The following is a 13,089-nucleotide window of genomic DNA, read 5'->3' as shown; positions in this document are numbered from 1 at the left end:
AATGCGCTGGATCAAATCTGCCCTAAAGCAACGCTAGGGCAGAATAGTTTTTTCCAAACCAATGGGTCTGATGTTTTGAAGTTGGGGGGCGGCGGCGCCGCGCAGACCGGCATGCCGTACCGACTGGTTCGGGAAAACTGATGCCAAGGCTTCAAAAGTTCCGATTTTTCTTCCGCACCGGCTGAGGCCACACTTCACGGGTCAGGGAGAGGCCATACCATCCGCCCCGTGCCAAGGCCCCCCGCGATTTGCTTCCAGAGGAAAAGAAGACCATGGCCCCCATTTCCGGCGCGCCGCGTGCGCTTTCCCGCCGTCGCCTGTCCCTCGGAGCTGTCGCGCTCGCGGCGACCGCGCTCCTCGGCTTCGGCGCCCCCGCCAAGGCGCAGGAGACGGTGAAGCTCGGCTTCATCGGCCCGCTCAGCGGCGGCAATGCGCAGCAGGGCCTTGCGGCCCGCAACGGCTTCCAGCTCGCGGTGGATCAGGCCAATGCCGCCGGCCTGCCCTTCAAGATCGAACCGGTCATCCTCGACGATGCCGCCAACCCGCAGACCGGCGTTTCCGCAGCGCTGAAGCTCACCAATGATCCGAAGGTCGTGGCGGCCACCGGCCACTGGAACAGCGGCGTCGCCCTCGCCACCATTCCCGTCTTCAGCCGCGCCGGCGTGCCCTTCGTGATCTGGGGCGCCATCAGCCCGAAGATCACCGAGAAGAACAATCCCATGGTGTCGCGCGTGGTGACCACGCTGGTGAACACCAATGCGCCGCTCGCCAAGTGGGCGGCCGCCAACATCGGCAAGCGCATCGCCATCGTCTCCGACACCAGCGACTACGGCGCGGCCAATCTCGACAACTTCAAGAAGTTCTTCGAGGCCGACGGCGGCACCATCATCGCCGCCGAGAGCGCGCCCGTGGGCACCACCGATTTCCGCGCCCTGCTCACCAAGATCAAGGCTGCCAATCCCGACGCCATCTATTTCGGCGGCGTGGTGGCGGAAGCCGGCCTCGTGCGCCAGCAGATGGCGCAGCTCGGCATGACCCAGCCGATGATCGGCGTGGACGGCTTCTATGATCAGGAGTTCATCAAGATCGCCGGCCCGGCTGCCACGGGCACCATCGTCGGCATCGCGAAGGAAGTCGGCAACCCGAAGCTCGATGCCATGACGGAAGCCTACAAGGGCGCCAACTTCGCCGAGCCGGTGGGCTCCTACACGAAGAACGCCTATGACGCGACCAACATCATCATCGAGGCGCTGAAGACCGCCGGCACCAAGGACAAGGCGGCCATCGCCAAGGCCATCCGCGCCATCGACTATGACGGTGCCATGGGCCGCACGAGCTTCGACGAGAACGGCCAGACCAAGCGTGCCGTCGTCCTCGAGCTGCGCGAAGTCAAGGACGGCGCCTGGGTCACCCGTCCCTGAGGTCATGCATGATGGCGTGCCCTCGCGCACCCCATCTCCATCCCGATCCCGCAACCAGAACGATGCAGGCGATCTCCATCGGCTGCCTCCGCACGACCGTCAATGATCTGGCTCGTTCGACGAGATCGCTCCTGAAACGTCTGCCGATGGCATCTCGCAACGCCGGAGAGGACTGAAATGTCAGTGGAAAAGATCGACACGCTGGTCATCGGCGCCGGACAGGCCGGGCTCGCCATGAGCGCCCATCTCAACAGGGCCGGCGTGCCTCATCTGGTGCTGGAACGCGCCCGCATCGCCGAGCGCTGGCGTTCGGAACGCTGGGACTCGCTGGTGGCGAACGGCCCGGCCTGGCACGACCGCTTTCCCGATCTCCAGTTCTCCGACGTGGACACGGCTGTCCGCCCCGACGACTTCCCGCACAAGGAAACCGTCGCGGATTATTTCGTCGCCTTCGCCCAGAAGATCGCGGCCCCCGTGCGGTGCGGTGTGGACGTGCTGAAGGTCGAGCGCCTCGAGGGGCGCACCGGATTCCGGGTGGAGACCTCGCTCGGCACCATCGAGGCCCAGCGCGTGGTGGCGGCCACCGGCCCGTTCCAGCGCCCCAGCATTCCCGCTTTGGTGCCGGAGGACGCGCCGCTCCGGCAGATGCATTCCACGGCCTATCGCAACCCCGACCAACTGCCGGACGGCGCGGTTCTGGTGGTGGGCGCGGGTTCCTCCGGTGTGCAGATCGCCGAGGAACTGATGCGGGCCGGCCGCACCGTCTATCTCTCCGTCGGGCCCCACGACCGCCCGCCGCGTGCCTATCGCGGCCGCGATTTCTGCTGGTGGCTCGGTGTTCTCGGCAAATGGGACGCCGCCGCGCAGGAGCCCGGCAAGGAGCACGTGACGATTGCGGTCAGCGGCGCTCGCGGCGGCCACACCATCGATTTCCGCCGCCTCGCGAGCGAAGGCATGGTGCTCGTGGGTCGCACGGAGTCCTTCAAGGACGGAGTGCTCTCCTTCGCCCCGGATCTGGCCGAGAACCTCGATAATGGCGATGCCAACTACCGAGCCCTGCTGGATGAGGCGGACGCCTATGTGGCGCGCAACGGCCTCGACCTCCCCGAGGAGCCCGAGGCCCGCATCCGCGTGCCGGATGCCGCCTGCATCACCGATCCGCTCGCCACGCTGGATCTGAAGGCAGCCGGCGTCGGGACCATCATCTGGGCCACCGGCTTCGTTTCGGACTACAGCTGGATGAAGGTGAACGCCTTCGACGCCAACGGGCGCCCGCGCCACCAGCGCGGCGTCTCGACCGAGGCGGGCGTCTATTTCCTCGGCCTGCCCTGGCAGTCCCGGCGCGGCTCCAGCTTCATCTGGGGCGTGTGGCACGATGCCAAGTACATTGCCGACCAGATCGTGATCCAGCGCTCCTACATAGCCTATCACGCCGCCGCGGGTGCAGCCCCGGACGCGACCGCTCCCCACGCGATCGCCGAAGTCGCCCCGGCCTGACGGCAGACATCGAAACGCGCCCCATCAATGCGGCCGGACCGCTCCGTCTTTCAGGCGGAAGCGGCTCCGGCCGCATCGCGCTTTCGCATGCGCTGAGCGATCGCCCCGTGACGGCTGCCTCGCGTTGCCGGTGAGCAGAACGGAGGGGCGACGAACGCCCGGCGGTGGGGCTTGTTCGGCTCGGATCAGGAATTCCGACGCGTCTCAGCACCGAGCTCAAGTTGATCGGCCATGCGGACGAGATCGGCAAACGACGCGGCCCGCATCTTCTGCATCACGCGGGCCCGCCGGACCTTGACCGTGATCTCCTTGACGGAAAGTTCGGCCGCGATCTGCTTGTTCAGGAGCCCTCTGACGACCAGGCGGAGAACATCGCGCTCGCCCGTGTTGAGGCTTTCCCATCGGCGCTGAAGCTCCGAGAGGATCTCCTCCTGGTGGAGCCTCTGCTGATCGCGCGCGATGGCGGTGTGTACGGCGTCGAGCAGGTCGTGGTCGCGGAACGGCTTCGTCAGAAAGTCGACGGCGCCGTCCTTGATGGCCCTCACGCCCATCGCGATATCGCCATGGCCCGTGATGAAGATGACGGGCATGCGAAGGCCCAGGCTGTCCATCTGCAGGTAGAAATCCATCCCGCTCTGGGCGGGCATCCTGACATCGAGCACGAGACAGGCCGGACCCGCCGTGCGCGGGTGCTCCAGGAATTCACGGATCGACGAAAAGGCCATGGCATCGAGTGTCACCGAGGCGAACAGATCCTGTAGCGCCGCTCGTACCGAGTGATCGTCGTCAACGATATAGACGACCGGCTTTGGATCGTTTGACGAGGTCACGCCGCTGAACCCGCTGTCGGAAGGTTGAAGACGAACGTTGCGCCCGCCTCTGGCGGGGCCGGAAGCATCCAGATGCGCCCGCCGTTCGCCTCCACGATCGTCTGGCAGATGGTCAGGCCGAGGCCAAAGCCTTGCTCCTTTGTCGTCCAGAAGGCATCGAATAGATGCTGCGCGGTGTCGGGGGACACCCCGGGGCCATTGTCGGAGATCGAGAAGCTGATCATCCCCGCCGGTTCAAGCGCGGTCGAAATGGTCAATCTGGGCAGCCGGTTGGGAAGCGCCGACACGGCCTCCATGGCGTTCAGAACCAGATTGCCGATGACCTGCTGGATCTGGACGCGATCCGCGAAGGCTGCCGGCAGATTCTCGGCCAGTGACAGGGAGACTTGCGCCCCCGTGCGAAGCATATCCCCGCCAGCGAGATCCAGAACCTCGCGAACAGCCTCGTTGAAATCAAACGAGGCCTTGCTCGTCGCCTCCCTCCGGGCCATGCCGCGCACGCGAGCGAGGACATCGTTCGCGCGGCAGGCGTCGCTTGCGACCCGTTCGATCGCAGCGAGGGCTCTTTCCACGTTCGGGGGCTGCTGGGTCAGCCAGCGGCGCGAGGCGCTGGCGCTGGTGGCGATCCCGGCAAGCGGCTGGCTGACCTCATGTGCGATGGAGGTGGTCAACTGGCTGAGGGTCATCAGGCGCGCCATGCGCAACAGCCGCTCCCGCGTTTCGTCCGCCGACTGTTGCGCGGATTTGAGCTTCAGGCCCAGATAGGCCGTCACGCCGATGACGACCACGCTGATGGCGGTGTTGACGACGCCGACTTCATAGGCGCCGGAGCGGGTGAGTTCGAAACTGAGGAGGGTCAGAACGATGCTGGCGCCCGTCAGGATAATGACCGTTCGGACCGAAAGGAAACGCGTGGCGATGAGTTGGACTGCCGTATAGAGGACGGCCGCCGCGACGGCGTAATTGGTCACCGTGTCGACCACGAAGATGGCGGTCATCAGCGCGATCAGCATTGCGAGCACGACCCAGGACCGGGAAACAGAAACGGTCCGTGATAGCGTCGCACCCAGCATGGTCCCTCCTTTTCATGCGTCCGCCCAGACGCCTGTCCGCGCCAGCTTTACCTTCACCACTACGTTCGGCGAACTGCGCCAAATGGTAGCCGTTCCTCGCTCCCTTCAGGGGGGCATGGCCGCCCGGCATGCAGGCTGGTCGTGGAATGGGTCGGCGGGCGACATTCTCGCCCGCCGTTATGCCCTTTTCGCTCAGCCGGTCACAGCCACTGGCGAAAGCGGCGGATGTAGAACGTCTTCATGCCTTGGGCGAGAAGACAGTAGCTCAGCAGCGTTGCGGCCAGCCAGGGGAAATACTGCCAGGGCAGCGGCTGCAGCCCAACCATGGCGCCGAGCGGCGAGAACGGAATGTAGATGCCAAGGGCGCAGACGAGCCCCGTCATGAGCATTACCGGCAACGCCGCACGGGTCTGGATGAACGGGATCTTCTGCGTGCGCAGCATGTGCACCACCAGTGTTTGAGACAGCAAGCCCTCGATGAACCAGCCCGACTGGAACAGCGACTGTTGCTCCGGCGTGTTGGCTGCAAAGACGAACCACATGAGCGCGAAGGTCGTGATGTCAAAGATCGATGACGTCGGTCCCATCCAGATCATGAAGCGCCCGATGTTCCTGGCGTCCCATTTGCGGGGCTTGCGGAGGAATTCCTCGTCCATCCGATCCCAAGGCAACGACAGTTGCGAGATATCGTACATCAGATTCTGGATCAGGAGATGGATCGCAAGCATCGGCAGGAAGGGAAGGAAGGCGCTCGCCACCAGCACCGAGAATACGTTGCCGAAGTTCGAGCTGGCGGTCATGTTCAGATATTTGATGATATTTCCGAAGGTCTCACGCCCCCTGACGACGCCTTCCTCCAGGACCATGAGGCTTTTCTCGAGAAGGATGATATCAGCGGATTCCTTGGCGATATCCGTACCGCTGTCGACCGAGATGCCGACATCGGCGTCGCGCAGTGCAGGCGCGTCATTGATGCCGTCGCCCAGGAATCCCACCGTATGGCCGTTGGCCTGCAGCGCGGTCAGGACGCGCGATTTCTGCAACGGGGTCAGCTTCGCGAAGATCGTCCGCTGCTCGACCGCAAGACGCAGCGCGGCGTCGTCGAGTTGCTCGATCTCCCGCCCCAGAAGCGGGAGACCGGGATCCAGCCCGACCTCGCGGCAGATCTTTGCGGTGACGACCTCATTGTCGCCGGTCAGCACCTTGACCGTCACGCCATGGGCGGCGAGGGCGGCGAGGGCCGGCCCGGCCGTCTCCTTCGGCGGATCGAGGAAGGTGAGGAAGCCCTGGACGACGAGATCCCTCTCATCGTCGATGGTGTAATGGGATTTGGATGCGCCGTCCGGAATCTCGCGCGTGGCGACGACAAGAACGCGAAAACCGTCTGCGTTGTAGGCCCGGGCGAGGGCCAGCAGGCGATCGCGTTCGGGCTCTGCGAGGACCCGTGTCGTCTCGCCGTCCCGGACGCGTGTCGAGATCGCCAGCATCTCCTCGACCGAACCCTTGCAGATCAGCAGCTGGCGTCCCCACCGGTCCTCAAGGATGACTGACAGTCGCCGCCGAACGAAATCGAAAGGCAGTTCTTCGACCTTGCCGTAGGACATCACCGAGTGCAGGACCTCGGGCGCACGCTCGGCAAAATGGACAACGGCCTGGTCCATGAGGTTCCTGACGCCGCTCTGGTGGTGGCTGTTCAGCCACGCAAAGCGAAGCACGTCGTCGTCCGGCTTGCCCTCGATGTCGACGTGGTGCTCCAGGATGATTTTATCTTGTGTCAGCGTGCCGGTCTTGTCGGTGCACAGCACGTCCATCGCGCCGAAATTCTGGATGGCGTTGAGGCGCTTCACCACCACCTTGTGCCGCGCCATCGCGACGGCACCCTTGGCGAGGTTGGACGAGACGATCATCGGCAGCATTTCCGGCGTCAGACCGACTGCGACGGCCAGGGCGAAAAGAAACGCCTCCATCCAGTCGCCCTTGGTCAGGCCGTTGATCAGAAAAACGACGGGCGCCATCACCAGCATGAAGCGGATCAACAGCCAGCTGACGCTGTTGACGCCGCGGTCGAACGCCGTCTCCGCCCGCGATCCGACGATCGTCTTCGCGAGCGAACCGAAATAGGTGTGCGTACCGGTCGCCACGACGACGGCGGTGGCCGTTCCCGAGACCACGTTCGTGCCCATGAAGCAGATGCTCGGCAGATCGAGCAGCCCGGTCTGTTCGCCGGCGGCGGCCCCGGCTGATTTCTTGGCGACGGCGCCCAGCGTATCGTACTTCTCGACCGGCAGCGCCTCGCCGGTCAACGCCGCCTGGCTGACGAACAGGTCTCGCGACTCGACGAGCCGGATGTCGGCCGGGATCATGTCGCCAGCCGACAGTCGAATGATGTCGCCCGTGACGATCTGCGCCATCGGGATTTCGCGGATTTCGGGTCCCGACGTGGGACTCGCGCGGCGTATCACGGTCGCCGTGGTCCGCACCATCGCCTTCAGCGCATCGGCAGCGTTGCCGGACCGGTATTCCTGCCAGAAGCGAAGGAGAGCACTCAGCATCACCATGGTGAGAATGATCGTCACCGTGGTGTAATCTGGATCTTCGCCCTTGCGGAGCGGCAAGATGATGTCGGTCACCGAATTGATCGCGGCCAGCAGGATCAAAACCGCGATGAAAGGGTTCTTGAACGCCAGCAGGAACTGGATGACCGCGGGCGGCCGCCGATCACGCGCCACCTCGTTCGGTCCGGACGCGGCCAGCCGTCGCTCCGCCTCAGCAAAGGTCAGGCCGTCGAGGCGTGCGTTCATATTGGCCAGCGTCATGTCGACGTCGTTCCGGGCCTCGACGACCGCCCGCATCGACAGCTTGCGGCTGTCCAGCCTCTCGGCCTTCAGCGAGGCGGGTTTCACGACAGTATTCATCTGCTCAGTCTCCTGTCGCGTATCATGACTGCATGCCGCCTCCGACCGGAAGACGGAAGCGCAGCCATGATGCGCTGGGGCGTCATGGAGGGTTTCCTGGAGGAAGGGGGGCCGCCTCGGCGGGCCAGCGCTGCTGGGGCGGCGCTGCTGGAGCCCGGTCACGCAGCTTCAGCAACGGCTCGACGCCCCGCGCCCGAACCGGAAGGCGGGGCGCAGGGGGCCGAGGCAGGCTTCAGCGGGAGGATCGAGGTAGCCGCGAGGGCCTGGCGAAGGTCATCTGAATGACCCTGTCCCGAGTGAAGGCTGAGTGGCAGCAAGGATCAGGCCTGCCCGTTCAATCAAGGGCCGACAGAGCCATTCGGCGATCTCGTCGCCGTCGGTGGTCCACCTGCATTCTATGCGGCCGGTGTCCGCATTGACGGACCACACGGCGTGCGGCCTCCGCCGCTCAGACGGCGCGTTGGCGTGGACGGGCGAGAAAAAGGGTGCTGCGACCGCGACCGGGATTTGAGGCTTGTAGGCGCCCGCACAGAAAAGGCGAGCAAAGAGGCGCGCGAAGACGCCGCGCGAAGCGAAGAAGACTCGGTTCATGTCTCACTCCTGGACGCGCCGCGCGGGCCGTCAGGGCGAGACCGATTTCTCAGACCCGACCGGATAGGCCGCGCGGCACGTTTCTTCGACTACTGTCGCTGGGCATTTCAAGGTTCCGATCTGGCATCCGGAGCACAATGTCATCGAATGCATGCGTCACATAGCAACCTGACTAGGCACGGTCCACGCCGAAATCAGATTTTCTAAGTATAAATAGAATATCAGGCATATACGAACGTATATCCCGATATGGCATCGCAGATGCGCACCCCCGTGATGGAGAGGCGTTAAGAGTGCAAAATCGACGAGAAAAAATCGACTTTGTAATGGCTTAAGCGTTCTGGTGGCACGCCCCCAGCTTCACGGCTATCGAGCTTTTGCGCGATATTGACTCCGGAATAGCGCGCCCATTAGTAATTTTCGCGTGAGGTCCACGTAGAAATCGCGATCAGGCAGGTTGCGTAGGGCCTCCTTTCAGGAGGGATCATCATGAAGAAGTTCACGGCATCTCTGTTTGCTGCGGCTCTGCTCGTTTCCTCGCCGATTTTTGCCGTCAATGCTCATGCGGGCTGCGGCCAGGGCAATTGTTGTGGGTGCGTACACCTCAAGGGCTGCTGCTGATAATCGCGTGCACGAGCTGCGCATAGCGGCCTATGGCTCGCGACTGCGCATGCTAGCCCCCCGCGTACGCGATTGAAGAGCAGGATAAGAGAGCAGGTCGGCCGCCTTTCGCCCGGCCTGCTCTCTCCATGACAAGACGCTCAACATTATTTTGAAGAAGTTATTGTTGGAAAACTCCGGTCTGCCGGCATGGGCCGGTGTGGCTCAATGCGGCATGGCCGGGCCGATCGAGCTGTCGATGATGCTGCGTTGCCGGTCTCGCCGGTCGACCATGTGGAAATAGAGCAGCTTCACCAGATCCATGATGAGCGTCCACACCAGGCAGTAGACCCAAACGATGCCGATCAGCAGCCACGGCAGCGCCGGCATGAACCAGCCGAACGCGCACATGAAGATGGCGAACACCTGTGTGCCCATCACCGCGCCCATCACCGGCAGGCTCGGATAGGGCGGCTTGAACAGCGTGCCCTGCACCCGCGAGACGAAGAACAGGAGGTGGCCCCCCGCCGCCAACTGAAGGAACAGCATAGTCTGCACATGCGCCTGGTCCATGGGCAGGATGGCGGTCAGTCCCGGGCTCTTCATCCAGAACATGCCGAGCATGACGATGCCGAAGCTCTGCACCAGAGCCATGATGCCCATGACAGTGGAGAAGGAGATGATCCGGTGCATGTTCCAGCGCACCGGCCGATCCTGAACCTTCACGTTGTCATAGGCGATCGTCATGATCGGGATGTCGTCCAGCAACGCCATGACGACGATCATGATCGCGGTAAGCGGCATGAAATTATAGACGAGATAGGTCAGCACCACGACGAGCATGATGTTGAGCGTCATCGCGATGCGGTAGTAAATGTAGCTGGTGATGCGCTCGAAGATGGCGCGCGCCTCCATGATCGCCGCGATGATGGTCGACAGGCCCGGCGCCGTGAGGATCAGCGCCGCCGCGCTGCGTGCCGCATCCGTGGCGCCCGATACCGCCACGCCGCAATCGGCCTGCTTCAGTGCCGGTGCGTCGTTGACGCCGTCGCCCGTCATGGCGACGATGTGGCCACCTTCCTGCAGCGCCTTCACGATCTCGAACTTGTGCGCCGGGAAGACGCGGCCGAAGCCATCCGCCACTTCCACCGCCCGGACCGCGTCGATGGCGATGTGCTCGGGATTGGCGTCCTCTCCAAACACTTCGCCGGCGACCAGCAAGTGGTCGCCGAGGCCGAGCTGGCGGGAAATCTCGCTGCCGATGGCCACATCGTCCCCGGTCACCATCTTCACGGCGATGCCGAGTTTCTGCGCATGTGCAATGGTCGCCGCAGCATCGGGGCGCGGCGGATCGAGCATCGGCAGCAGGCCGAGCAGGGTCCAGTGCGTGCCGTCGTCGGAGCGCGCCACGCCGAGCGCGCGCGTGCCATCGTGGGCCAACTTCGCGACTGCATCGAAATAGGCGTTTCCGCCATCGGGGCCGAGCCCGCACAGCGCCGCGATGACCTGCGGCGCTCCCTTCGCATAATGCACGGTCTTCCCGTCCGGTCCGGCCACGGCGGCAGCGGTCTTCTTGCTGACGGGGTCGAAGGGCGTGAAGTCGACCTGTCGATATTGGTCGAGCACCTTCGGGTCCTTGAGGCCCGCCAGCACCGCCTTGTCGATGGCGTCGGCGCTCTGCTTCTGCGAGGCGAGAGCCGCGCCCAGGATCAGTTCGTCCGGTGCCGCCGACCCCCAGGGGATCGGGGGCTGGAGCGTGAGCTGGTTCATGGTCAGCGTGCCGGTCTTGTCCGAGCACAGCACGTCGACGCCAGCCAGTTCCTCGATCGCGGATAGACGGGAGACGATGGCCTGCTGCTTCGACAGGGCCAGCGCACCCAGCGCCATGGTGACGGACATCACCGCCGGCGTCGCCACCGGCACCGAGGCGACCAGCAGGACGAGAACGAGCTGGACGATGGCGCCCGCATGGGCCCATTCCCAGTGCCCTTCGGCGACGATGTCGCGGTGGACCTGCGCGACGACGAGCAGCAGCGCCAGCGCCGCCGAGAGGATGATCAGGAAGTCACCCATCTGGATGACCGCCTTCTCCGCATGCGACTTGGCGCCGGCGGAGGCGACGAGCTTCGCGGTGCGGCCGAAGAAGGTGGCGTTGCCGGTCGCGGTGATGAGCGCGGTCATCGCGCCCTGACGCACGATGGAGCCGGAATAGCCGCTATCGCCGACCGACTTGGAAACCGGCAGCGATTCGCCCGTCAGCGCGGCCTGATCGACGGAGAGATACTTGCCTTCGGTCAGGATCAGATCGGCCGGCAGCGTCTCACCGCCGGAGATGCTCACCACATCGCCGGGTACCAGATCGCTGGTGTCGACCGTGATCCAGTTGCCATCCCGCAGCACGCGGGCCTTCAGCGCGAGGCCCTTCTTCAGCGCTGCAAGCGCACTTGCGGCCTTGCTGTCCTGCCAGAAGCCGACGACGGCGTTGTAGAGCAACAGGCCCATCACGACGATAAAGTCGGGCCAGTCGAGCCGGATCAGCGAGAGCAGCGCCGCCGCTTCGATCATCCAGGGAATGGGACCCCAGAAATAGCCGAGCAGCTTGCTCCAGCGGCTCTCCTCATGTGCGGCGATGGTGTTGGGGCCGTATGTCTGATGCAGTCGGGCAGCGTCGGCGGAACTCAGTCCCTGCGGCGAGGAACTGAGTTCTGCGAATTTGGCGGCGATGGCATCGGCATCGAGCCGCGAAGATCCGCCGTCCGCGGGCTTCGCTTTTGCCGGTGGGGTGCGTCCCGAGATGGCGGGTGCGGCGGCAACGCTCTGTGACATGGCCAATCCCCTAACGCCGATCTCGCCGCTCCGGCGGCGCACGCGGCGCGTCATCGTGAACAGTGTCACCCGCACCCGAATTGATTTGCGGCAATTCGCGCGGGCGGGCAGCGCGGCCTGGCTCAGGCGGTCTGCAACAGAGCCAGCGTGTGTTGCGCGATCATCAGCTCCTCATTCGTGGGGATGACGAAGACCCCCACCCGGCTGTCGGTCGCCGAGATGCGCGGCCCGTTCGCGGTGTTGGCTGCCGGGTCGAGCTTCACGCCCAGCCACTCCAGCCGGGCGCAGAGAGCGGCGCGCACGATGGGCGAGTTCTCGCCGATGCCCGCGGTGAAGACGAGGGCGTCGAGGCCGCCCAGCACCGCCGCATAGGCGCCCGTGAATTTGGTCATGGCATAGACGAAGGCATCCACCGCCAGCACCGCCGCAGGATCCTTGCTGTCCTGAAGCTGGCGCATGTCGCCGGTGACACCGGACAGGCCGAGGAGGCCGGACTTGCCGTACAGCAGCTTCTCGAGGCTTGCGACGTCATGGCCCTGCGTCTTGAGAAGATAAAAGAGGACGTCGGCGGGCACGTCGCCCGAGCGCGTGGCCATGGGCAGGCCGGTGAGGCCGGCGAAGGCCATGGTGGTCTCCATGCTGCGACCATCCAGCATGGCGCACATGGAGGCTCCGCCGCCGAGATGGGCGACGATCACCCGCCGTGCGTCCGGCACGTATTTGGGAACCTGCCGACTGATGTAGTCGTACGAGATGCCATGATAGCCCCAGTGGCGCACGCCGGTGTCGCGGAGCTCGGCGGGCAGGGCATAGACCTGCGCCACCTCCGGCATGGAACGGTGGAACGATGTGTCGAACATCGCCACCTGCGGCAGGCCGGGGAAGTCCTGCGCCAGTTCACGTGCGCCCCGCACGTTATAGGCTTGGTGGGACGGCTCCATGGCGGAAAGCCCGTCCAGATAGTCAAGCACCTCCGGGGTGATGCGCACCGGCCCCTCGAAGCGGGTGCCGCCCAGCACCACCCGGTGCCCGGCCGCCACCACCTTGATGTTGGCCTCGTGCTGCTCCAGCCATTGGATGATGAAGGACAACGCCCGACCATGGCCGAGGTTTTGGCCTTCCCCCCATTCATGGGCATCGATCGGTGTGCCGTCCGGCGCCTTGGCGATGAAGTGGGGATCGCTCGTCATGCTGTCCACCACGCCGCGGCAGAGCAGCGGCGGCACAGCGTCGGCGCCCGCCGCATAAGCCGCGAACTTGAGACTTGTCGAGCCGGAATTCACCACCAGGACAGCATCGGTCATGAGCTTGCTCCTCATCGGGGGAAGGACGGGCC

The 13,089-nt window shown here is 64.6% G+C and carries 9 protein-coding genes; 3 read left to right on the top strand and 6 right to left on the bottom strand.

The window, feature by feature from the left end; genetic code table 11:
• The first annotated feature begins 272 nt into the window (after positions 1 to 272).
• Positions 273 to 1,421 carry a branched-chain amino acid ABC transporter substrate-binding protein gene (locus AZC_RS00990; RefSeq protein WP_043878729.1) on the top strand — a complete coding sequence of 383 codons (1,149 nt, stop codon included), beginning with the start codon at positions 273 to 275 and terminating at the stop codon, positions 1,419 to 1,421.
• Positions 1,422 to 1,598: 177 nt separating this feature from the next.
• Entirely contained in the window at positions 1,599 to 2,918 is a 1,320-nt protein-coding gene (locus AZC_RS00985; protein WP_012168726.1) for a flavin-containing monooxygenase, read from the top strand.
• A 185-nt stretch (positions 2,919 to 3,103) separates the two neighbouring features.
• On the opposite strand, the gene AZC_RS00980 is transcribed toward AZC_RS00985, so the two are convergent.
• The 4 genes from AZC_RS00980 to AZC_RS00965 all read right to left on the bottom strand — a co-directional run bounded on the left by AZC_RS00980 (position 3,104) and on the right by AZC_RS00965 (position 8,327).
• Complete coding sequence (locus AZC_RS00980; protein WP_012168725.1) at positions 3,104 to 3,748, bottom strand: response regulator transcription factor; 645 nt, start codon at positions 3,746 to 3,748, stop codon at positions 3,104 to 3,106.
• On the bottom strand, positions 3,745 to 4,821 hold the full coding sequence (locus AZC_RS00975; protein ID WP_012168724.1) for a sensor histidine kinase: 1,077 nt from the start codon (positions 4,819 to 4,821) through the stop codon (positions 3,745 to 3,747). Before AZC_RS00975 ends, AZC_RS00980 begins: the two co-directional genes overlap by 4 nt.
• Positions 4,822 to 5,021: 200 nt before the next feature.
• Positions 5,022 to 7,736, bottom strand: coding sequence for a magnesium-translocating P-type ATPase (gene mgtA, locus AZC_RS00970; RefSeq protein WP_043878728.1), 2,715 nt, complete (start codon positions 7,734 to 7,736; stop codon positions 5,022 to 5,024).
• A gap of 273 nt (positions 7,737 to 8,009) precedes the next feature.
• A complete protein-coding gene (locus AZC_RS00965) occupies positions 8,010 to 8,327 on the bottom strand; it encodes a hypothetical protein (protein ID WP_052285824.1) in 318 nt (105 codons plus the stop codon).
• Between the two features lie 489 nt (positions 8,328 to 8,816).
• Between AZC_RS00965 and AZC_RS26265 the strand changes: the two genes are divergently transcribed.
• Positions 8,817 to 8,948 (top strand): hypothetical protein, encoded by a 132-nt coding sequence (locus AZC_RS26265; protein ID WP_274532303.1) that lies wholly within the window; start codon positions 8,817 to 8,819, stop codon positions 8,946 to 8,948.
• A gap of 204 nt (positions 8,949 to 9,152) precedes the next feature.
• On the opposite strand, the gene AZC_RS00960 is transcribed toward AZC_RS26265, so the two are convergent.
• Positions 9,153 to 11,753: a plasma-membrane proton-efflux P-type ATPase gene (locus AZC_RS00960; RefSeq protein ID WP_052285823.1), complete on the bottom strand. Its 2,601-nt coding sequence runs from the start codon at positions 11,751 to 11,753 to the stop codon at positions 9,153 to 9,155.
• Between the two features lie 122 nt (positions 11,754 to 11,875).
• Positions 11,876 to 13,057 (bottom strand): acetate/propionate family kinase, encoded by a 1,182-nt coding sequence (locus AZC_RS00955; protein WP_012168721.1) that lies wholly within the window; start codon positions 13,055 to 13,057, stop codon positions 11,876 to 11,878.
• Positions 13,058 to 13,089: the final 32 nt, after the last annotated feature.

It is taken from the genome of Azorhizobium caulinodans ORS 571, assembly GCF_000010525.1.
Taxonomy (GTDB): Bacteria; Pseudomonadota; Alphaproteobacteria; order Rhizobiales; family Xanthobacteraceae; genus Azorhizobium; species Azorhizobium caulinodans.
The sequence above is the reverse complement of the archived record's forward strand: the minus strand, read 5'-3'. Positions and strand labels throughout refer to the sequence as shown.

Coding starts and splice junctions, on each gene's coding strand:
- AZC_RS00990 (WP_043878729.1), top strand. CDS start 273: ATGGCCCCCATTTCCGGCGCGCCGCGTGCGCTTTCCCGCCGTCGCCTG.
- AZC_RS00985 (WP_012168726.1), top strand. CDS start 1,599: ATGTCAGTGGAAAAGATCGACACGCTGGTCATCGGCGCCGGACAGGCC.
- AZC_RS00975 (WP_012168724.1), bottom strand. CDS start 4,821: ATGCTGGGTGCGACGCTATCACGGACCGTTTCTGTTTCCCGGTCCTGG.
- mgtA (WP_043878728.1), bottom strand. CDS start 7,736: ATGAATACTGTCGTGAAACCCGCCTCGCTGAAGGCCGAGAGGCTGGAC.
- AZC_RS00965 (WP_052285824.1), bottom strand. CDS start 8,327: ATGAACCGAGTCTTCTTCGCTTCGCGCGGCGTCTTCGCGCGCCTCTTT.
- AZC_RS26265 (WP_274532303.1), top strand. CDS start 8,817: ATGAAGAAGTTCACGGCATCTCTGTTTGCTGCGGCTCTGCTCGTTTCC.
- AZC_RS00960 (WP_052285823.1), bottom strand. CDS start 11,753: ATGTCACAGAGCGTTGCCGCCGCACCCGCCATCTCGGGACGCACCCCA.
- AZC_RS00955 (WP_012168721.1), bottom strand. CDS start 13,057: ATGACCGATGCTGTCCTGGTGGTGAATTCCGGCTCGACAAGTCTCAAG.